The organism is Litoreibacter sp. JB4-2 (assembly GCF_055693445.1).
Genome location: NZ_CM146334.1, coordinates 1,179,428 through 1,199,677 on the forward strand (window position 1 = coordinate 1,179,428; position 20,250 = coordinate 1,199,677).

Below are 20,250 nucleotides of genomic sequence, written 5' to 3' on the forward strand. Positions count from 1 at the left end.
GCGTCGGTGCGCATTATGGTGGCTAGACGCATCTTCAATCTCCCGCTTCGCGCATCGCTGGCAAGATGCGGTCGCCCTGCGGGACGGACGACCGCTGGCCCGGCGCGGCTGCGCCGCTTGATTCCGGGCCAATTTGGTTGCACCGAACTTGCGCCCGTGACTTATTGGCGAGGTCCAAAACCAAGGAGCTCGCCCCCCATGAAAGACGCCGCTGTCCCTGCCCCTTTGGAAATCTTTCTCAAAGATTACACCCCTCCGGCCTATCTGATCGACACGGTCGAGCTGGTTTTCGCACTGCATCCGACGGCCACGCGGGTGCGTTCGAAAATCGCATTCCGGCCCAACCCGGCGGCGACGGATAAAACGTTCTATCTGCATGGTGAGCAGCTCAAGCTGATCTCCGCCAAGATCGACGGCGCGGCAATAGAGCCGAAGCTGACAGATCTGGGGCTGACCGCACAGGTGCCCGACGCGCCGTTTATTTTTGAGGCAGAGGTCGAGATCAGCCCGGAGACGAACACCGCGCTTGAGGGCCTTTATATGTCGAACGGCATGTATTGCACCCAATGCGAGGCGGAGGGGTTTCGCAAGATCACCTATTACCCCGACCGCCCCGACGTGATGGCAGTGTTCACGGTAAGCATTGAGGGCGCGGAAAAGATCAAACTGTCGAACGGCAATGATCTTGGCGATGGAAAGTGGCACGACCCGCATCCGAAACCAGCTTATCTATTCGCCTTGGTCGCGGGCGATCTGGTTAATCTGGCCGATACTTTCACCACAAAATCGGGCCGCGAGGTCGCGCTGAACATTTGGGTGCGCGACGGCGATTTGCACAAGACGGCGTTTGGGATGGACGCGTTGAAACGCTCGATGAAATGGGATGAGGAGGTTTACGGGCGCGAATACGACTTGGACTTGTTCAACATTGTGGCGGTCGACGACTTCAATATGGGCGCGATGGAGAACAAGGGGTTGAACATTTTCAACTCTTCCGCCGTTCTGGCCTCCCCCGACACATCGACCGACAATAACTTCCACCGGATCGAGACGATCATCGCGCATGAGTATTTCCACAATTGGACCGGCAACCGCATCACCTGCCGCGACTGGTTCCAGCTGTGCCTGAAAGAAGGTCTGACGGTGTTCCGCGACCAGCAATTCAGCGGCGACACGCGCGGGGCTGCGGTTGAGCGCATCGCCGACGTTATGCAGCTGCGCGCGCGGCAATTCCGCGAAGACAATGGCCCGCTGGCGCATCCGGTTCGGCCCGAAAGCTTTGTGGAGATCAACAATTTCTACACCGCCACAGTCTATGAGAAAGGTGCCGAGGTGATCGGCATGCTCAAGACCCTGATCGGGGATGAGGATTATTATAAAGGGTGCGATCTGTATTTCACCCGCCATGATGGACAGGCCTGCACGATCGAGGATTGGCTGAAATGCTTTGAAGACACCACAGGCCGCGACCTGACCCAGTTCAAGCTGTGGTACAGCCAAGCCGGCACGCCGCGCGTGGCCGTGGACGAGAGCTTTCAGGACGGCACCTACACGCTGACCTTCACCCAATCGACGCCGCCGACGCCGGGCCAGGACACAAAGGACGCACGCGTCATCCCGCTGGCCGTTGGGCTGTTGAACGATGCGGGTGATGAAATTCACCCCACCAAGATTTGCGAGGTAACGGATGAGGTTCACAAATTCCGTTTCACCGGGTTGGACGCGAAACCCGTGCCGTCGATCAATCGCGGGTTCTCCGCGCCCATTATACTAGAGCGCGACCAGACCAACGCGGAACGCGCCTTCCTGCTGGCCCATGACACCGACCCGTTCAACAAATGGGAGGCGGGCCGCGCGCTTGCCCGCGACGTGCTGATCCGCATGGTGACGGAAGATGCCACGCCGGATCAGGCCTATCTGGACGCGCTGATTGCCGTGGCGCGCGACGACACATTGGAGCCGGGCTTCAAGGCGATGTGTTTCTCCGGCCCCTCCAATGACGACATCCAACAGGCGCTGGTCGATGGCGGCATGACGCCTGATCCGACCAAGATCTATCTTGCCGCGCAGACCTTCAATCTGACGATCAGCCAGGCGATGCAGGACTTGCTGCCGCGCATGTACGCGGAAATGCAGGTCGACGGCCCCTACAGCCCGCGCAGCGAGGATGCCGACCGGCGGTTCCTGGGCAATGCGGCTTTGGCTATGCTGTCGCGCCTGGATGGTGGGGCGCAGGCGGTCAAGCAATATGAAAGCGCGGATAACATGTCGCAACAACTTTCCGCCTTGGGGTGTCTGCTGCGCGCAGAGGTTGGCGAAGCACAGAACGCGGCGTTTTACGACCAGTGGAAAGACGACCGGTTGGTGATGGACAAATGGTTCGGGATGCAGGTGAGTTACGCCAAACTTGACCGCGCCGCGCCAAAGGCCGTCGAGATGAGCCAGCACCCCGATTTCACGATGACCAACCCAAACCGGTTCCGCGCGGTTTACGGCGCCTTGGCTGGCAATGCGGCGGGATTCCACGACCCGTCAGGCGCAGGCTACAAAGTGATGGCCGACGCGTTGATTGCGCTGGACAAGATGAACCCGCAAACCACCGCCCGCATGTCGAGCGTGTTTGAGACCTGGACCCGCTACGACGTGGACCGGCAAGCCATGATTCGCGATGAATTAAAGCGTATCCAAGGCACCGACGGGCTGAGCCGCGACACGACAGAAATGGTGACTCGGATTTTGGGCGACTAACCGGCACTGGGCGAAACAATCGCGCCGTTTTGGGGGTGATCTTTTCGCCCGGAAAGACAGTCGGATGGCGAGCAGGGTTTCGGCGCGCGCCCTGCTTGCGCGCAGTGGCAAGCCCCGGCCGGCACGATACTGGCCTGATCGTATATTCGAACAGCAAAAATCCTTCGAATTTGGAAAACCAAAAGCAACGTAACACACTGAATAAAAATAATTTTATTTAAAACCTTAACCTCGCCCCGAATCTGCCCAGAAATTGCCCGGATACGCGGGTTAAGCTTTCGGAAAGGGTGTTTCCGAATGGGTGGCAATAGTTTCCAATTATTCCCCTAATCCGGGGACTGTTGGCCTGCTACCTATCCTCAAGCAGACCCCCATAAATGGTACCAAAAATGAAAAATGTTACACTCGCAGCATTGCTGACAACGCTGGCCTTGGGCACTTCCGCCTCGGCCACAACAATCTCTATTTCCGAATTCTCTGCGGGCGATTTCGCCGCAGCGACAACTGACCTGCGCAAGTCCAGCTCAGAGACATTCGAAGGCCTGGGCGCGTCCCGCGGCGAAGGTGAAATTGCCGCAAACACATTGCTTCCGACCAATGTCGGCACGTTCTCGACCATCGGCGGCACTGGCTCGGGCGGCACAGTCCATGACCTAGCTGGCAACACTGGCAAAAACGTCGCACTGCGCGACGGCAATGTTTACGGCCGGCACAACACGACGCCCAACGGATCGTTCTTCCTCGACAGCAACGACACGTTCGGCATCGGCTGGGACGCGACAAATGCGGGCAACATGTTCGACACGCTGGTCTTTTCGCTGATGGATGCGTCTGAGTTCTCGTTCCTGCGCGTCATCGCCGATGGTGTGACAGCGGAACAACGTGTCGGCGGCCGCTTGCGCGACGGAAACACATCGCTGGTGCAAATCTCGCTCGACACGGCCGTGACATCGCTCCGCGTTGAGTTGTCGAACTTCACAAGCTTCGGCGGCAGCACCAATGCGCGCAACGACGGCTTCTCGATTGACGATGTCACAGTTGGCCTGACACCTGTTCCAGTACCTGCAAGCTTGCCTTTGCTGGCTTTCGGCGCCGGTGCATTCGGCTACATGCGCCGCAAGCAGCGCAAGGCAGCATAAGCCAAAACACCTTCAAGTTTGAAAGGGTCGTCGGAGCAGTCCGGCGGCCCTTTTTCGTTGCCTGCCTGCGGCAATTTTCCGGCATGGCCGCTGCACACGCCTCGGCGCGCCATGTCAAGCCGCGTGCATCTAAGGTCGCGACGTGCAATGCTGCGCCGCAGCACGTGTAGTTGGAGATTCGCATGCCCGGCACCGCCATCACCGTCGCCCAGCAGAAGGGGGCAGCGGCAAAACAACCCTCGCGGCCAATCTTGCCGTTGGCTTGGTCAAGCTTGGCAAAAAGGTCGCCATCATCGACACCGACCCGCAAGGCAGCCTTGGCCGTTGGTTCATGACCCGCGCTGCGATGATGGACACCCCTGATCTCGAATTTTCGACCTCCTCCGCATGGGGCATCGAATACGAGGTCGGCAAAATGCTCGGCGAAGTTGATATCGTGATTGTCGATACGCCACCCAAGGCCGATAGCGACCTGCGCCCCGCATTGCGCAAAGCCGCGCTGACCCTGGTGCCAGTCGCAACCTCGCATGTTGATCTTTGGGCAACCGAAGGTGTGCTCGATCTAGCGCGGCGTGAACGCACGCCCGCGATGCTGGTGCTGAACCGGACCCGCGCGGGCACCCGTCTGGGCCGCGAAATTGAAACAGAAGCTGCAAAAGTCGACGCGGACTTGGCCGAGGCCAGCCTCGCCAATCGCATCGCCTATGCAGAGACCTTGGGACAGGGTCTGAGCGTCATGGACAAGTCCGCCAAAAGCCCCGCCGCCATAGAGGTCACAGCCCTTGCACAAGAGGTACTGTCCCGGCTCGAAATCTAGCCGCGCAGCCTCTTTTTCTTGCCTCGCGCGCCACAAAAGGGTCTAACTCCTGCTCCATCACGGCAGCTGCGCAACGGGCGCAAGCTACCCAGTCAAGAAGGTGCGCAGAATGGCACGCAAAAAATCAATTCTCATTACCGGTGCCTCTTCGGGCATTGGGGCGGCGACGGCGGTTCTGGCGTCAAAATACGGCTATGACATTGGAATACATTACAATTCCGACCTCAAGGGCGCTCAGTTAGTCGCCCAGATGTGCGAGCAAGAGGGCGCGGTAACCCACACGCTGCAAGCCGATATGAACAAGCCCGACGACATCACCGCGATGTTTGACGCATTCGATGCGGCCTTCCCGCAGCTCGACGCTCTGGTCAATAATGCGGGCATCGTGGATGATCCGCAGCGCGTTGATGAGATGTCGTTTGAGCGGCTTCAAAGGATGACGCAAATCAACCTGATTGCCCCTATTCTGGTCGCCAAGGAGGCGGTGTTGCGCATGTCGCGCGCCTATGGCGGCGAAGGCGGGGTGATCGTTAACACCAGCTCGGCTGCCGCGCGGTTGGGATCAGCGAACCAATATGTCGACTATGCCGCCACCAAAGCCGGTATTGATATTTTCACCAAAGGCCTCAGCGACGAAGTGGCCGCCGAAGGGATCCGCGTTGCCGCCATCCGCCCCGGCCTGATCGAGACCGCAATCCACGCCAAAGGCGGATTGCCTGACCGGTGCGACGACCTGGCTGACTCGGTACCGATGAAACGCCCCGGCGACGCAGAGGAATGCGCGCATGCGATCCTGTTCCTTTTGGGAGAAGGCGCCAGCTATATCACCGGTACTGCGCTCGACGTCTCCGGCGGGCGCTGAAGGGCGCGTCTCTCCATTTGGTCAGAAATATTCTGGCGGTGTTTGCCCTTGCGGCTGAGGAGGCAAAGCCTCCTCAAAGAGCAAAATCATAGCGTGCGGCGCAGCCGCGCCTTTGGATCACTCGCGACCGGGCCGTTGTGCCGGTTTGACGGATGACAGCAGCCGACAATAGCTCTGCTTGCGTGTGAAGGCCTGCATTTCGGAGCGTTTTGCGCGGAACATCATCGGGCCCCAATCCGCCGCCACCCCGGCGCTGCGCCCGTTCTTTTGCGCCACAACCCCATCGCGCGGTACCGTCACGGCCATGATACGCACCGCGCAGCTTAGATTGGCGGGTCCGTTTTGCAACGCGCTCCGGGTTCGGGCACGGCATTCATAACCCCGCGCTGTTGCGGGCAGAATTTGCGTCAGCCCCACCCATTTGCCGCCGCCACCCACCACGGTTTCGCGAAACGTGCTTTCATGCTTCACCAGCGCCGAGATCATGCCGGTCCAAAACGCCGCGCGTTTCTCGGGCCCATGATCCGGGTAGGCCGGGCACCAGGCCGCAATATCATCGGGCACCATTTCCACCAGCGGGCGACCATGCGCCAGAACCGCGCTCATCGTCGCGCGCGTCCACAAATACCCGTCGCGCTGATAGTCCCAGCGCGCCCGCGGGCGGTAGGATGGGCGCACATTGGGCCGCGCTGCAGTTTGCGCAGAGGCAGGCGCCTCAAGCACAGCCACTTGCTGCGCGCACGCGGGCACGACATCACCGCCAACAATCCCGGCGGCCAAAACCACAATCCATCCAAACTTGCGCATAGGCGGAACTCAAATCAGAAACCCACTCGCATAGCAACGCGCCCGTCTTAATCGGCGCTCAAACGCCGACAATACTTTGTATTTCGCCATATTGTTTCCAAAACAGGTGCAACTTACCAAGGCCCCCTCCCGGCAAAGACGCTTGCCCGCCCCCGTGCCCTCGCCTAAAAGCCAAACGGTACTTCTGACACGCTTTCTGATACGGAGCCGCCCCATGCTGGACCTCACATATGAGACCCCGAAACCCAAAGTGATCGCTGGCGCGAAACATGATTGGGAGCTGGTCATCGGCCTTGAGGTCCACGCACAGGTCGCAACCAACGCCAAGCTGTTCTCGGGCGCCTCCACCTTGTTTGGGGCGGAACCCAATTCCAACGTGGCCTTCGTGGACGCGGGCATGCCCGGCATGCTGCCGGTGATCAATGAGGAGTGCGTCGCCCAAGCCGTGCGCACCGGGTTGGGCCTCAAGGCTGACATCAACCTCTATTCCGCCTTTGACCGCAAAAATTACTTCTACCCCGACCTGCCGCAGGGTTACCAAATCAGCCAGCTTTACCATCCGATCGTGGGCGAGGGTGAGGTGCATGTCGATATGGAACCGGGCATCGCGCGCACCGTTCGCATTGAGCGTATCCATCTTGAACAAGATGCGGGCAAATCGATCCACGACATGGACCCGACTATGTCCTTTGTGGACCTCAACCGCACCGGCGTCGCCCTGATGGAGATCGTCTCCCGCCCCGACATTCGTGGGCCTGAGGAGGCCGCCGCTTATGTCTCCAAGCTGCGCCAGATCATGCGCTATCTGGGCACCTGCGACGGCAACATGCAGAACGGCAACCTGCGCGCAGATGTGAACGTCTCCATCTGCCTGCCCGGCGCCTATGAAAAATATCAGGAGACGCAGGATTTCTCCCATCTCGGCACGCGGTGCGAGATCAAGAACATGAACTCCCTGCGCTTCATCCAGCAGGCGATTGAGGTCGAGGCCAAGCGCCAGATCGCTATCGTCGAGGGCGGCGGCACTGTCGATCAGGAAACCCGGCTCTATGACCCCGACAAGGGCGAGACGCGCTCGATGCGGTCCAAGGAGGAGGCGCATGATTACCGCTACTTCCCCTGCCCCGATCTGCTGCCTTTGGAGATTGAGCAGGATTGGGTGGACGACCTTGCGTCGAAACTGCCGGAGCTGCCCGATGAGAAACGGCTGCGCTTCATGGGTGATTTCGGGCTGTCGGAATATGACGCCTCCGTTCTGACGGCCGATACGGCTGACGCGGCCTATTTCGAGCAGGTGGCCGAGGGGCGTGACGGGAAGCTGGCGGCGAACTGGGTGATCAATGAGCTGTTCGGGCGGTTGAAGAAGGACGACGACAAATCCATCAGCGACAGCCCTGTCAGCCCGGGGCAGCTGGGCGGGATCATTGACCTGATCACCAGCGACGCCATTTCCGGCAAGATTGCCAAGGATCTGTTCGAGATCGTCTATTCCGAGGGTGGCGACCCGGCGGAGATTGTTGAGGCCCGAGGAATGAAGCAGGTCACGGATACGGGGGCGATTGAAAAAGCGGTGGACGAGATCATCGCAGCGAACCCGGATCAGGTGGCGAAAGCCAAGGAAAACCCGAAGCTGGCGGGCTGGTTCGTGGGGCAGGTTATGAAGGCGACCGGAGGGAAGGCCAATCCGAAGGCTGTAAACCAGCTGGTGGCCCAAAAACTCGGTTCATAAGCGCTCCCCCGCATGCGGGGATTCTTGTAAACCTCTGATATAAAGCACCTTTCCAAATTTCTTAAGTATTTGGAAAGGTTTTGGTTTTGGTCAGGCAGGCAGCATTGCCCACCCTATATTTGGCGTGAACGAAGGGCATCCCTGCATACTCGGCCCGACCAAATCCCAACGGCGGATCAACACGAATATCGCGGTGGATAGCGGGCAGACGATTGCTCTAGGCGGTTTGATTCAAGAGAGTCAGAACAAGACTACTTCCAAAGTGCCGTTGGCAGGCGATGTGCCTATTCTCGGCAGCCTGTTTCGGAGCAAAGGCGACCGAGTTGGTAAAACGGAGCTGTTGGTGCTGATCACCCCGCGCGTTATTCGGAACGGGTCAGAGGCGCGGTCGGTTACGGCGGAGCTGCGCGGGCGGATTGAAGGGGCGAATGGGTTGGTGAAGCGCAGGATTGGAGAGCGGTCGGTGGGGCATCGGATTGTGGAATGACATAATATTCACCTCCACAAATTTAGAAGGAAGTCTCAGTCTGAGTCGAAAAGGGATTCCACCTTATCGAAGCCAGTATAAGTTCTTGTAATGGAAGTGAATTCTATCCCTTCTAACGCTTTGAACATTAAATTTTCCGCTTTTAAATGGGTATCAGAAACAAAAGAATCAAGCCGATCTTCGTTGAAAGGGAAAAAACTACCGACTTCTGACGAAACTCCAACAAAGATGTAATTGCCGTCTAGCGTTTCATTAAGCTGAATATTCCTCAAACCGACAATGTCGGTAAACGTACATCGCAGAGAACTTTTGTCTTTGTCGGAAGGGTCTGGGCACTCCCCTCCCAACTCCAAAGAAACGGCTCTAACTGCGTTGGATAAACGAAGTATAGTTTCACCACTCGCTTGCTTCCTTTGTAGCTCGAAATAAGTGCCAACAAACATTGTATTGCAGCCTGACAGCGTAAGTAGCGCAAGAAGGACTACGAATTTGTACCGTTTTTCCAATCCCTTAAAACCTTCCGTCAAAAGCATCAATATAATGATTCTTGATTGAGCCTAGAAAAGCAACTGGAGGGTGGTAAGTATTTTTTCCAGGTACGTTTTGAAGAGGATGATTATGATTTAGCATCGACAGTGGGTCACCTATTATGACGTGGTTTTGAAGATTCGATAGGTCTCTTGGTCCCGCAGACGGGATGTGACCAAAATGTCCGGCCGCGTTAAATGTCTTGGCGTCTAAAAACCTTTCGTCTAATTTTCCGGCAGCCAAGCTTGCTTTTAGCGCAAGCCCACCACCTAGTGAATGGCCCGTAAAAGATACTTTGTAGCCGTTTTCTTTCGCAGATTTTCCGGCAGCCACACCGATCTTAGTCGCTTGGGTATATTGTGGAGCGACCCCTGTAAGACCCTGCGCAATGTTGTTTTCGACCCAATCGTTATACTTACCTTCAGACCCCCGAAACCCGACAATTACTTCACCTGTAGTTGCATTGATGTAGACATTCACGTGCAGACCTGATGATTTGTCTTTGAGCGTTAGGTCTGCCAAACCTAATTTTTCCAACTGAGCCTCACTTGCAAGCTCGATATTATCAGGCAGGCCAGTGCCCTTTTCTATATCGTCATCATCGAAGTAAGTGTCCTCTGATATTGCCTTAGCTTCTTTTTCTGAGGCATTGCCTAACGGATCCATTTTATTAATCGGATCGTTTGCTGCATACGCATACCTGTTGGTCCCGACGCCTGGCTCTGTCACCTCCCACCAATCGGGCTGCAGGAAGATGCCGAGTTGTGGGTCGTAGTATCTTGCGTTGAGGTATTGGAGGTCGGCGCCTGCGTCGTAGCGTTCTCCGATCCAGCCTTTGGCGTCCTGGACATGTGCCGGGTCGGTCCAGCTGCGCATCTCGCCGAAGGGTTTGTAGGTGCGGCGGTCGGCGACTGCGCCCGTGTCACTCATCACCAGATGGACGGAGTTTAGGTGGTCGCGGTGCATGTAGCTCGGCGTCAGCCCGCTTTCGAGCCGGATCAGCGGATGGGGCTGGGTGAAGATCGTCTCCGCGCCCGACAGGAAGGTGCGGATTTCCACCTCGGCGAAGGTCACGGTGGTTTGCCCGCCCGTGATCAGCTTCAATCGGCTGCCATCAGCGCCGTAGACATATTCCGTCAGCACGCCGCCTTTGAGCACGGAAATCCGCCGGTTCTCGGCGTCATAACTCATGACCTTGCCGTCGATGCCCGCGGTCATGTTGCCATTGGCATCGTAGCTCAGCGTCGTCGTGCCCACCTGATAGGGCGCATGCGGGTGATTGACACGTCCTTCGTCACCGCTGCGTCAAAACGGACCCCAAAACCGTGAATGTCCCGTGAAACCCGGCGGGTGGGCTCTGGATTGGGGGCAAAACCCGCGACAAGCTGCCGTTACGTCATCACCAAGTCGGATCAGCTCTTATGTTTACCATTTTGCAAACGGCCTTCCCTGCGCTTGATATGCATGTGGTGTTGCAGCTTTGCGGCGTCCTGGGGTTTGTCACCTATCTGGGCGGTTTTGCGGCGTTGCAGCTTGGGCGGCTCGACGGGAATGGCGTGCTCTATGCGCTGACAAATGTCGTCGGGGCGGTTCTTGTCCTGATCTCCCTCGTCTCGGCGTTCAACTTGGCCTCGATGCTGATCCAGATCAGCTGGATCGCGATTGGGTTGGTTGGCATTTGGCGTCATCTGCGCGTTGGGCAATCCCCCTCCGCGCCTGCGGTCTTCCTGCGCGGGCGTTGAGCGGGCGGGACGCGGCAAGCAGCGGCCGCGTCCCGCCTTCTTTTTTGCGGCTTTTTCGGGTGTCATGAGGGCTTCGGCCTTGCCCACCGGCGGCCCCGTTGACCCTGGGTCAGCGCCCGCAGAACGCCATCCTTCCCCTTGATCGCCCCCCACCGCAAATGGTAGCTGACCCCGAGAACCGCTTGGGGAGTTTGAGCATGTCCGCATTTGAATACCGCGCCGTACCCGCGCCGCGAAAAGGCAAATCCGCCAAGGGCGTGCGCGGCAACAGCGCCAAATTTGCCAATGCGGTGACGCATCTGATGAACGAGATGGGCGCGCATGGCTGGGAATACCTGCGCGCCGACACCCTGCCCTGCGAGGAACGCCAGGGGCTGACGTCGAAAACGGTGAAATACCATTCGATGCTGGTGTTTCGCCGGCCCAGCGCCGCGGAGGACGAAACGCTGGCGCTGCCCCATCCTGACGACCAGGCGGCTGAGGACGAGCCGTATATGGATGAGGAAGCGCTGGAAATCGCTGAGGAAAACGAAGAATTCGGCGATGAGCCCACCGACAAGGACAAGCTGGCGGCGGAGTAGCGCTTGAGGCGCAGGCGCGTTTCCATTTGGTCGGAAATATCCTGGAGGTGTCTGCCCTTGCGGCTGAGGAGGCAAAGCCTCCTCGAAGAGCAAAATCATCGCGGCGGACGTCAGTCCGACAGGTCGAGAGCGAGCGCGTGGATGCGGGAGATGATCTCGGGGCCGAGCGCCTTGTGCACCGCCCGGTGCCGCGCGATGCGGGTTTGGCCCGCGAAGGCGTCGGAGACGATCTTGACGTTGAAATGGCTCTCGCCGCCTTCCTGAAAGCCCGCGTGGCCGCGATGCGCCTCGCTGTCATCGACCACTTCCAGCACGCGCGGGGCGAAGGCGTCGGCCAGCTTTCGCTCGATTTCTGAAACAATCCCCATTTTATTCCAACTTCCCTCTTCAACTCAGCCGTAAAAACCTTAAACTCGTCTCTCCATTTACGAAAGGCTTGTTCATGGCGCGCGCCCCTTTTGATCCATTTGAATTTGATATTTCCGTCTCCACCGACAAAAAGAAGCGCGCCAAGGGGCGTCGCGGCATGTCGGGTGCTGTTGAAACCTCCCAACGTCAATGCGAGGCACCGGGCTGCGAGGAAGCGGGCCAGTACCGCGCGCCCAAAAGCCCCGACGTGCTGGATGATTTCTACTGGTTCTGCAAAGCGCATGCGCGCGAGTACAACCTGAAATGGAACTTCTTCGAGACCCACACGCAGGAGGAAATGGAGCGCCAGATGTCGTCAGACAAGGTCTGGGAACGCCCCACCAAGCCCATGAAGAAGGGCGAGGAGCAGCGCGCCTGGTCGCGCCTTGGCGTGGATGATCCGATGGCCGTGCTGGGCGAAAACGCCACGCGCAACCCCGGCCGCAATGGCGGCAATGCGGGCCGCAAATTGCCGCCGACCGAGCGTCAGGCGCTGGAAATTCTCGACGGCAAGCCGGACATGTCGAAAAAGGAGCTGCGCAAGCTCTATAAATCTCTGATCAAAGTGCTGCACCCCGACATGAACGGCGGCAACCGCGCCGATGAGGACCAGCTACAGCAAGTCGTCTGGGCCTGGGATCAGATCAAGGACAGCCGCAGCTTCGGAGATTGATCTAGCAGGAAGCAAAGAAGGGAGCGGGCAATAAGGTCAATTCCTGATGCGCCGCTCCCCGCCAACTTTGCAAGTTCTCCCAACCCTGCAAAGTCGGAGCTGTCGAGGGGCGCGCGAGGGACGGCCCCTTCCCATTAGAATAACGTTCGATGTTGTGGATTAGTTTCAAATCCGATCACATCAACGCGTGATTTCAGCGGGTTTCTTTTTGGCTTTGGGAAGAAATAGCGTGTTCAAGTCGCGCGGCAAGTCGCCCTCCACCAGCGGGTCGGTGAAGTCCGGGATCAGTTCGATCAGGCGGATCGTTTCATCATCGAGCGCTTGTTCAGCTACAAACGCATCGGGTTCCAGTAGGGAATGGCGTTCGAACGGGTCGGACCGGTGATCGTAAAGCTCACCCGTGCCGTCGAAGTAGTGGATCAACCGGTAGGTGTCGCTGCGGATCGACACGGACAGACGTGGCAAAGGTGGCGGGCCGCCAGCGGGCGCATCAAAGGCCGAGATCGCGTAGCCGCGCCCGCGCTCGCCACGCAAAAGCGGCCACAGGTTTTGGCCGTCCAGCGCATGCGGGGCCTGCCGATCTAGCACTTCCATCAGCGTGGGATAGATATCGAGCAGCGAGACCGGTTCATAGTTGCGCCCGACAGGCACGCCGGGCCCGGCCATCATCAAAGGCACCCGCAACGCGCGTTCCCAGAGGGAAAACTTGCGGAAGGCCAGCTTTTCACCAAGCTGCCAGCCGTGATCGGACCAAAGTACGATCAGGGTGCTTTCCGACAGACCCGTGTCATCAAGATGATCCAACAGGCGCCCGACCAGAAAATCAGCATAGGCGACACAGGCCAGATAGGCGCGCAGGAAGTCGTTGTATTCGCCGGTATCGTCCAGCACCCGACCGGTCCAGCGCCGCGCCATCACGAAGGCATGGTCTGGCAAATCGGCCAACTCGGTGTCGTCGCGCGGATCAAACACCCTGTTGCCGAAGGAGGGCGGCATGCGCACCTCCGCCGGAATATGATCGAAAAACTGGCGCGGGGCCACGAAGGGCAAATGCGGCCGGTAAATGCCATGCGCCCAGAACTTTCCGGTGTCGCCTTTGCGCATCTGATTGATCATCTTGGTGCAGAGCTGCATGTCTTGAAATTGCTCCAGCGGGCGGTCGCTGGGACCAAAATCTTCGCGCGGGGCAAAGAGCCCGTTTTTGACCGCGCGCGAGATCGGCTCAAACCGCTCGGGGCGTTCGTAGAAGACCGCGTCCCAATCTTCCTGATCAAGGCCCGATTTGCCCAAGTGAAACACTTTACCCGCCCCGATAGTGCGCCAACCCGCGCTGCGCGCCTGCCCCACAATCGACAGGCGCTGATGCGGCGGGTAGGCCATGGCCCAGGATTGTTCGTTGCCGTAAATCCCGGTGCGCCACGGGGCCTGACCAAACAGGGTCGCCGTGCGCGCGGGCGAACAGGCGGGCGCGGGTGTGAAGGCCGCGTCAAACACCGTGCCACGCGCCGCCAGCCTTTTGAGGTTCGGCGTTACCGCATCGGCATGCCCGCCCAAAGGCTCGATCCAATCATTCAGATCCTCGACCGAAAGCAGCAGGATATTCTTGATTTCGGACAAATCGGGCTCTCGCAAAGGATATGGGACGGCGGGCGCCGCGACCCAAGGCTTAACAAGCCGCGCGCGACGTGACAACGCAGCCGCTTCCCCTTGCCCTTCGCCGCAAATTGTTGCATGCCGCCACGGACAGATCAGAGGACATGACAATGGCAGATGGCAGCATAGATTTGAACGCGAAACCGACAGATGAGATTTCGGTTCGCGAAGTGTTTGGCATCGACAGCGACATGAAGGTCAAAGGCTTCGCCGAGCGCACCGACCGGGTGCCCGACATCGACAGCACCTACAAGTTCGACCCGGACACAACGCTGGCCATTCTGGCAGGCTTTTCGCACAACCGCCGGGTGATGATCCAAGGCTACCACGGCACGGGGAAATCGACCCATATCGAACAGGTGGCATCGCGGCTGAACTGGCCCTGCGTGCGGGTCAACCTCGACAGCCACATCTCCCGCATCGACCTGATCGGGAAAGATGCGATCAAGCTGAAAGACGGCGTGCAAGTCACCGAATTTCAGGAAGGCATCCTGCCCTGGGCCTTGCGCAACCCGACCGCGATTGTGTTTGACGAATATGATGCGGGACGCGCGGATGTGATGTTCGTGATCCAGCGCGTGCTGGAAGTGGACGGCAAGCTGACGCTGCTGGACCAGAACAAAGTGATCGAGCCGCACCCCTATTTCCGCATTTTTGCGACCGCCAACACCGTTGGTCTGGGCGACACAACCGGGCTGTACCACGGCACGCAGCAAATCAACCAAGGCCAGATGGACCGCTGGTCGCTGGTGACCACTTTGAATTACCTCAGCCATGACGCGGAAGCCGCGATCGTGCTGGCCAAGAACCCGAACTACAACACCGAGGCCGGACGCAAGACCGTGGGCCAGATGGTGACGGTGGCCGACCTGACACGGACCGCATTTATGAATGGCGACCTGTCGACGCTGATGTCGCCGCGGACCGTCATCGCGTGGGCGCAAAACACCATGATTTTCAACGATGTTGGCTACGCGTTCCGCACCTCGTTCCTCAACAAATGCGACGAGCTGGAGCGCGAGACAGTGGCAGAATTCTACCAGCGCTGCTTTGACGAAGAGCTGCCCGAAAGCGCCGCGAGCGTGAGCCTGGGCTAAGCCAACCTTCAGGTTTTGAACGGTAACGGGTCTCGCATCGCGGGGCCCGTTTACCTTTTTGGGCCACCGGTTTGTTCTAATTTTCCGTAAAACCGCCGCATTTTCGTCCGATTGGCTCGGCAACCATTGGCTCAAACATGATGTCACATGACCAAAGAGGCCCGACATGAAGATGACCATTGGCGCTGAGCTGCCCGAAGATTACCAGCCCGCCCATGCCGACCTTGCGTCGGCGGCCAACACGTTGATCGCGCATAGCCTATTGCCGATGTTTGAGGACGCGATGGGCGAAAAGCTGGCCAAGGCCAACGTCGAAGGCATCATGACCGAGCTGGCCTTCGCGCTGGACGAGGGCGAGATCGTGATTGGCGGCAAGACCTACCGCCCCCGCCTGGCCTTCATCGACGACGCGGGCCAAACCCTGCCCGGCGTGGCCGAGATGGACAATTTCAACGAAATTGCGACCGAGCCTTTTGACATCGACCCAGAGGCCAAAGTCAGCTTCGAGACCGACGGTTTCGACGAAGACAGCTAAGAGCCGCGCGCACCGCGTGGCACAATTTGTTGGGGGCTGGGGCGCATTTTGCGCCCTATCTGGTGTAATTGGCGCTCAAAACAGGACCAAATCGTCACCCATTTGCATCATGACAGTTTAGTTTTCATTTTGCCTATTTTTCAGGCAGAATTTACTTGGTGGTGAGACGTTCCGTCATAAACTTGTCATATGACAGTTTTGCGACAGACCTTTTTAGTGGGCTTGTGGATGAGCTTGATAAGCGCCCCGGCCCTGGCCACCATCCCCGTTTCCCCCTCGGAGCGGGCGCAAGCCTTCGCGCAATGCGCCGGGCGTTATTCGGCCATGGCCAATCACATCAACAATGCCAGCACCGAAACATTTGAAACCGTGCGCGAACGCATGGCGATGTTTGATTTGATGTTGGATGCTGTTTTGCCCGCCGCCGTGGCTTACGGCATGCCAGCGGCCCAGGCGGCCAACTGGAAGTTCGATGCATGGCGCAGCCACGCCGCAATCCTGAATGACGCGAATTATTCATTCGACACACGCCGCGCCGAAAACGCCCGCGCCGCGTCGGAACAGATGATTGCGGAGTGCCGCTCGCTGATCCTGACCGGCACCGACTAAGACGCGCGGACATGCGCGCCAAAATGGCGCATCAGGGGCATGGTCTTTTCAACCCAAGCGCCCTAAATTGCAGACGCAATTCACAAGGTCTGCACGCGCTATGGCACAAAACGACAACCCCGCCGATCCGTTCAAAAAGGCATTGGCCGAGGCCACCAAGACATTGGCCAATGACCCCGATCTGGGCGTCAGCTATTCGGTCGACCCGCCCGGCATGACCAATGATCAGGTGCGCCTGCCGCAGGTCACGCGGCGGATGACCCGCGATGAGGTTTTGCTGGCGCGTGGCACCGCCGATGCCTATGCGCTGCGCCGCCGCTTCCACAATGCATCAACCGCCAATAAATACCTGCCTCAGGGCAATATGGCGCGCGATCTGTATGACGCGATGGAAACCGCCCGCTGCGAGGCAATGGGCGCGCGCACCATGCCCGGCACCGCAGGCAATATCGACGCCAAGATCGGCACGGAGGCTGAACGCAAAGGCTACGGCCAGATCACCGAGAATGCGCAAGCGCCGCTTTCGGTCGCCGCAGGCTACCTGATCCGGCATCTCGCAACCGGGCGCGATCTGCCGCCCGCCGCAGATAACGTCATGAATTTGTGGAAAGATTTCATCGAGGGCGCCGCCGGTGGCACGCTCGACAATCTGCAAGACGTGCTGTCCGATCAAACCCAGTTTGCGAAATTTGCGCGCCAGATCATTGACGATCTGGGATATGGCGACCAGCTGGGCGACGACCCTGATGACATTGATGACGACCAGCAGGACGAGGCGTCTGACGATCAGGAAGAGGCCGATCAGGATGATCAGTCCAACGCTGACAAGGAAGACAATTCGGAAGATGCCGATGCGTCCCCCGAGCAGTCGCAGGAGGAGCAGCAGGACGCCTCCGACGCGACAGTTCAGCTTGACGACATGGCCGATGCAGAGATGGGCGACGAGGCGGAATTGCCCGAGGGGGAGGCACCGATGGACCCACCTCCACCGCCGCCGCATTCCGAGGCTGACGCCAATTACATCGTGTTCTCAACCGAGTTCGACGAGGAGATCAAGGCCGAGGATCTGGCCGAACCGGCTGAGCTGGAACGGCTGCGCGCCTATCTTGACCAGCAGCTTGACCCGTTGAAGGGTGCCGTGTCGCGGCTGGCGAATAAACTGCAGCGCCGCTTGCAGGCCCAGCAAAACCGGTCTTGGGAATTTGACCTTGAAGAAGGCATTCTGGACGCCGGACGCCTTGCCCGTGTGGTCGCGAACCCGACGACCCCGCTGAGCTTCAAGCAGGAAAAGGACATGGAATTCCGCGACACCTGTGTCACGCTTCTTTTGGACAATTCCGGTTCGATGCGCGGACGGCCGATTTCCATTGCCGCGATCTGCGCCGATGTATTGGCGCGCACGCTAGAACGCTGTCAGGTCAAAACCGAAATTCTGGGCTTCACGACCCGCGCCTGGAAAGGCGGGCAAAGCCGCGAAGGTTGGTTGAACGAAGGCCGCCCGCAACAGCCCGGCCGCCTGAACGATCTGCGCCACATCATCTACAAAGGCGCCGATGCGCCGTGGCGTCGCACGCGGCCCAATTTGGGTCTGATGATGAAGGAAGGCTTGCTGAAGGAAAACATCGACGGCGAGGCGCTGGAATGGGCGCACCGACGCATGTTGGGCCGGCCTGAAAGCCGCAAAGTGCTGATGGTGATTTCTGACGGGGCCCCGGTGGACGATTCAACTTTGTCCGTTAACCCCGCGAATTACTTGGAAAAACACCTGCGTGACGTGATCGCCATGGTCGAAAAACGCAAGGCGGTTGAGCTGATCGCGATCGGCATCGGCCATGACGTGACCCGCTATTATGACCGTGCCGTGACCATCACCGATGTCGAACAATTGGCCGGTGCGATGACCGAACAGCTGGCCGCGCTATTTGACAGCGACCCGCGCGCCCGGGCGCGCATCATGGGCATGAAACGGGCGAGCTGATGTTTCAAAGCTATGAGGCGTCGACCTCCCCCGATCAGGGCCCGCCACGGCTGAAAGCCTTGCGGCAAGTGCTTGAAAAAGAAGGCTTTGACGGCTTTTTGATCCCGCGCGCCGATGCGCATCAGGGCGAATATGTCGCCGATTGCGACGCGCGTTTGGCGTGGCTGACCGGGTTTACGGGCTCCGCCGGGTTTTGCATCGCCCTAAACGAGGTCGCCGGTGTGTTCATCGATGGCCGCTACCGCGTGCAGGTCAAAGAACAGGTCGACACCGAACACTTTACCCCCGTCCATTGGCCGGAGGTCAAACCCGAAGACTGGCTGAAGGAACAACTGACGACTGGCAAAGTTGGATTTGACCCTTGGCTGTTTACCAAATTACAGATCGACGAGATCAAGGACGGGCTGGACGGCACCGGAATTACGTTGGAGCCGTCGGACAATTTTGTGGACGCGATCTGGGACGACCGGCCCGCACGGCCCGCGGAATCTGTCGACGCCTACCCTATTGAGCTGAGCGGCAAGCGCTCCGTCGAGAAACGCGATGAGATCGCCGAAAAACTGCGCGACAAAGGCCATAAGGCGGCGGTCCTGACACTGCCAGATTCAATTTGTTGGCTGCTGAATATTCGGGGGAACGACATCCCGCGCATCCCGATTGTCCAGTGTTTCGCGGTGATCCATGACGACGCGCGCGTTGATCTGTTTATTGATGCCGCGCGCGTTGCGCATCTGGGCCCTGACCCCGCCATCACCTTGCATAGCCCGGACGCGTTTGCGCAGGTCATCGCAAAGCTGGACGGCCCTGTCCGCGTCGGCGCGGGCAGCGCGCCTTTGGCGGTGACGCACATCCTGCAAGAGGCCGGGGTCGAGATCGACTACGCGATGGACCCCTGCATCCTGCCCAAGGCCCGCAAGAACCCGGTTGAGATTGAAGGCGCGCGCGCGGCGCATCTGCGCGACGCGCATGCGATGGTTCATTTCCTTGCCTGGCTGGACGCGCAGCCTGTGGGCAGCCTTACCGAGATTGACGTGGCCAAGGCGCTTGAAGGGTTCCGCGCGGGCACCAACGCGCTGCGCGACATCAGCTTTGAGACGATTTCGGGGGCCAATGCCAACGGCGCGATCGTGCATTACCGGGTGACGGAAGAGACGAATGCCACCGTCGAACAAGGCCTGCTTCTGGTCGATTCCGGCGGGCAATATGTGGATGGCACCACGGACATCACCCGCACCATCGCCATTGGTGCGCCCACGGATGAGCAACGCAAATGCTTCACATTGGTGCTGCAGGGCATGATTGCGATCTCGCAGGCGCGATTCCCGCGCGGATGTGCCGGCCGCGATCTGGATGCGCTTGCGCGCGCGCCCTTGTGGCGCGAAGGGATGGATTACGACCATGGCACTGGGCACGGCGTCGGCGCCTATCTGTCGGTGCATGAGGGGCCGCAGCGGCTCAGCCGCGTCAGTGACGTTCCCTTGCAGGAGGGCATGATCCTGTCCAATGAGCCGGGCTACTACCGCGAAGGCGCGTTCGGCATCCGCATCGAGAACCTGATCGTGGTCGAAAAAGCAGCTGAAAAGGGCGACGGGCGCGATCAACTGGGGTTTGAAACTCTTACCTGGGTGCCAATTGATCGCCGCCTGATCACCACGGAGATGCTCAGCCCGGCGGAGCGCGACTGGATCAACGCCTATCACGCGCATGTCGCGCAGGTGCTGTCGGTGGAGAGCGACGTCGCCGACTGGCTATCGGCGGCCACGGCCCCGCTGTAGCCCTGCGGCATCCCTGCCCTTGTCATGACTGACGTAAAGCTGTCATACAGCGCGTCTATTGAGACGAGACTTGAATTTAGGG

General features: G+C 59.0%; 19 protein-coding genes. 14 read left to right on the forward strand and 5 right to left on the reverse strand.

The annotated features are described in order from the left end of the window. Positions 1-198: 198 nt before the first annotated feature. The 4 genes from pepN to ACZ1G7_RS05955 all read left to right on the forward strand — a co-directional run bounded on the left by pepN (position 199) and on the right by ACZ1G7_RS05955 (position 5,566). Positions 199-2,748: an aminopeptidase N gene (gene pepN, locus ACZ1G7_RS05940; protein WP_472662902.1), complete on the forward strand. Its 2,550-nt coding sequence runs from the start codon at positions 199-201 to the stop codon at positions 2,746-2,748. A gap of 389 nt (positions 2,749-3,137) precedes the next feature. Then, a complete protein-coding gene (locus ACZ1G7_RS05945; protein ID WP_472662903.1) occupies positions 3,138-3,887 on the forward strand; it encodes a VPLPA-CTERM sorting domain-containing protein in 750 nt (249 codons plus the stop codon). Positions 3,888-4,149: 262 nt separating this feature from the next. Beyond that, a complete protein-coding gene (locus tag ACZ1G7_RS05950) occupies positions 4,150-4,704 on the forward strand; it encodes a ParA family partition ATPase (protein ID WP_472662904.1) in 555 nt (184 codons plus the stop codon). A gap of 109 nt (positions 4,705-4,813) precedes the next feature. Continuing rightward, positions 4,814-5,566 (forward strand): SDR family oxidoreductase, encoded by a 753-nt coding sequence (locus tag ACZ1G7_RS05955; protein ID WP_472662905.1) that lies wholly within the window; start codon positions 4,814-4,816, stop codon positions 5,564-5,566. Positions 5,567-5,683: 117 nt separating this feature from the next. Here ACZ1G7_RS05955 and ACZ1G7_RS05960 read toward each other — a convergent pair whose 3' ends face one another. After that, positions 5,684-6,373 (reverse strand): transglycosylase SLT domain-containing protein, encoded by a 690-nt coding sequence (locus ACZ1G7_RS05960; protein ID WP_472662906.1) that lies wholly within the window; start codon positions 6,371-6,373, stop codon positions 5,684-5,686. 214 nt (positions 6,374-6,587) lie between these two features. Between ACZ1G7_RS05960 and gatB the strand changes: the two genes are divergently transcribed. Both gatB and ACZ1G7_RS05970 read left to right on the forward strand, forming a co-directional pair. Continuing rightward, positions 6,588-8,102: an Asp-tRNA(Asn)/Glu-tRNA(Gln) amidotransferase subunit GatB gene (gene gatB, locus ACZ1G7_RS05965; protein ID WP_472662907.1), complete on the forward strand. Its 1,515-nt coding sequence runs from the start codon at positions 6,588-6,590 to the stop codon at positions 8,100-8,102. A 193-nt stretch (positions 8,103-8,295) separates the two neighbouring features. Next, entirely contained in the window at positions 8,296-8,589 is a 294-nt protein-coding gene (locus tag ACZ1G7_RS05970; RefSeq protein ID WP_472663682.1) for a type II secretion system protein GspD, read from the forward strand. 35 nt (positions 8,590-8,624) lie between these two features. Here the strand turns inward: ACZ1G7_RS05970 and ACZ1G7_RS05975 are convergent, their stop codons facing one another. After that, positions 8,625-9,125, reverse strand: coding sequence for a hypothetical protein (locus ACZ1G7_RS05975; protein WP_472662908.1), 501 nt, complete (start codon positions 9,123-9,125; stop codon positions 8,625-8,627). Further along, positions 9,100-10,374: an RHS repeat domain-containing protein gene (locus ACZ1G7_RS05980; protein WP_472662909.1), complete on the reverse strand. Its 1,275-nt coding sequence runs from the start codon at positions 10,372-10,374 to the stop codon at positions 9,100-9,102. Before ACZ1G7_RS05980 ends, ACZ1G7_RS05975 begins: the two co-directional genes overlap by 26 nt. Positions 10,375-10,538: 164 nt before the next feature. Here ACZ1G7_RS05980 and ACZ1G7_RS05985 point away from each other — a divergent pair, with 164 nt between their 5' ends. Further along, on the forward strand, positions 10,539-10,859 hold the full coding sequence (locus ACZ1G7_RS05985) for a CBU_0592 family membrane protein (protein ID WP_472662910.1): 321 nt from the start codon (positions 10,539-10,541) through the stop codon (positions 10,857-10,859). Between the two features lie 197 nt (positions 10,860-11,056). Next, the gene (locus tag ACZ1G7_RS05990; protein WP_472662911.1) at positions 11,057-11,440 is read left to right on the forward strand and encodes a DUF4177 domain-containing protein; all 384 of its coding nucleotides are present in this window, start codon (positions 11,057-11,059) and stop codon (positions 11,438-11,440) included. Between the two features lie 110 nt (positions 11,441-11,550). Here ACZ1G7_RS05990 and ACZ1G7_RS05995 read toward each other — a convergent pair whose 3' ends face one another. Beyond that, on the reverse strand, positions 11,551-11,808 hold the full coding sequence (locus tag ACZ1G7_RS05995; RefSeq protein WP_472662912.1) for a BolA family protein: 258 nt from the start codon (positions 11,806-11,808) through the stop codon (positions 11,551-11,553). Between the two features lie 74 nt (positions 11,809-11,882). On the opposite strand from ACZ1G7_RS05995, the gene ACZ1G7_RS06000 reads away from it, so the two are divergent. Then, positions 11,883-12,521, forward strand: a complete 639-nt coding sequence (locus tag ACZ1G7_RS06000) for a J domain-containing protein (RefSeq protein ID WP_472662913.1) — start codon at positions 11,883-11,885, stop codon at positions 12,519-12,521. A 180-nt stretch (positions 12,522-12,701) separates the two neighbouring features. Here the strand turns inward: ACZ1G7_RS06000 and ACZ1G7_RS06005 are convergent, their stop codons facing one another. Then, complete coding sequence (locus ACZ1G7_RS06005; protein ID WP_472662914.1) at positions 12,702-14,138, reverse strand: sulfatase-like hydrolase/transferase; 1,437 nt, start codon at positions 14,136-14,138, stop codon at positions 12,702-12,704. A 146-nt stretch (positions 14,139-14,284) separates the two neighbouring features. Between ACZ1G7_RS06005 and cobS the strand changes: the two genes are divergently transcribed. The 5 genes from cobS to ACZ1G7_RS06030 all read left to right on the forward strand — a co-directional run bounded on the left by cobS (position 14,285) and on the right by ACZ1G7_RS06030 (position 20,168). After that, positions 14,285-15,271, forward strand: a complete 987-nt coding sequence (cobS, locus tag ACZ1G7_RS06010; protein ID WP_472662915.1) for a cobaltochelatase subunit CobS — start codon at positions 14,285-14,287, stop codon at positions 15,269-15,271. A gap of 166 nt (positions 15,272-15,437) precedes the next feature. Continuing rightward, complete coding sequence (locus tag ACZ1G7_RS06015; RefSeq protein ID WP_472662916.1) at positions 15,438-15,806, forward strand: hypothetical protein; 369 nt, start codon at positions 15,438-15,440, stop codon at positions 15,804-15,806. Between the two features lie 228 nt (positions 15,807-16,034). Continuing rightward, positions 16,035-16,415: a hypothetical protein gene (locus tag ACZ1G7_RS06020; protein WP_472662917.1), complete on the forward strand. Its 381-nt coding sequence runs from the start codon at positions 16,035-16,037 to the stop codon at positions 16,413-16,415. 100 nt (positions 16,416-16,515) lie between these two features. Next, positions 16,516-18,393: a cobaltochelatase subunit CobT gene (gene cobT / locus ACZ1G7_RS06025; RefSeq protein WP_472662918.1), complete on the forward strand. Its 1,878-nt coding sequence runs from the start codon at positions 16,516-16,518 to the stop codon at positions 18,391-18,393. Continuing rightward, positions 18,393-20,168 (forward strand): aminopeptidase P family protein, encoded by a 1,776-nt coding sequence (locus ACZ1G7_RS06030; RefSeq protein WP_472662919.1) that lies wholly within the window; start codon positions 18,393-18,395, stop codon positions 20,166-20,168. The genes cobT and ACZ1G7_RS06030 overlap by 1 nt, the downstream gene beginning before the upstream one ends. Positions 20,169-20,250 lie beyond the last annotated feature (82 nt).

What these genes read in the sequence shown, in the direction of transcription:
- ACZ1G7_RS06000 (WP_472662913.1), top strand. Translation starts at nt 11,883, where the DNA reads ATGGCGCGCGCCCCTTTTGATCCATTTGAATTTGATATTTCCGTCTCC.
- cobT (WP_472662918.1), top strand. Translation starts at nt 16,516, where the DNA reads ATGGCACAAAACGACAACCCCGCCGATCCGTTCAAAAAGGCATTGGCC.
- gatB (WP_472662907.1), top strand. Translation starts at nt 6,588, where the DNA reads ATGCTGGACCTCACATATGAGACCCCGAAACCCAAAGTGATCGCTGGC.
- ACZ1G7_RS06030 (WP_472662919.1), top strand. Translation starts at nt 18,393, where the DNA reads ATGTTTCAAAGCTATGAGGCGTCGACCTCCCCCGATCAGGGCCCGCCA.
- ACZ1G7_RS05985 (WP_472662910.1), top strand. Translation starts at nt 10,539, where the DNA reads ATGTTTACCATTTTGCAAACGGCCTTCCCTGCGCTTGATATGCATGTG.
- ACZ1G7_RS06015 (WP_472662916.1), top strand. Translation starts at nt 15,438, where the DNA reads ATGAAGATGACCATTGGCGCTGAGCTGCCCGAAGATTACCAGCCCGCC.
- ACZ1G7_RS05995 (WP_472662912.1), bottom strand. Translation starts at nt 11,808, where the DNA reads ATGGGGATTGTTTCAGAAATCGAGCGAAAGCTGGCCGACGCCTTCGCC.
- pepN (WP_472662902.1), top strand. Translation starts at nt 199, where the DNA reads ATGAAAGACGCCGCTGTCCCTGCCCCTTTGGAAATCTTTCTCAAAGAT.
- ACZ1G7_RS05990 (WP_472662911.1), top strand. Translation starts at nt 11,057, where the DNA reads ATGTCCGCATTTGAATACCGCGCCGTACCCGCGCCGCGAAAAGGCAAA.
- ACZ1G7_RS05960 (WP_472662906.1), bottom strand. Translation starts at nt 6,373, where the DNA reads ATGCGCAAGTTTGGATGGATTGTGGTTTTGGCCGCCGGGATTGTTGGC.
- ACZ1G7_RS05955 (WP_472662905.1), top strand. Translation starts at nt 4,814, where the DNA reads ATGGCACGCAAAAAATCAATTCTCATTACCGGTGCCTCTTCGGGCATT.
- cobS (WP_472662915.1), top strand. Translation starts at nt 14,285, where the DNA reads ATGGCAGATGGCAGCATAGATTTGAACGCGAAACCGACAGATGAGATT.
- ACZ1G7_RS05945 (WP_472662903.1), top strand. Translation starts at nt 3,138, where the DNA reads ATGAAAAATGTTACACTCGCAGCATTGCTGACAACGCTGGCCTTGGGC.
- ACZ1G7_RS06020 (WP_472662917.1), top strand. Translation starts at nt 16,035, where the DNA reads ATGAGCTTGATAAGCGCCCCGGCCCTGGCCACCATCCCCGTTTCCCCC.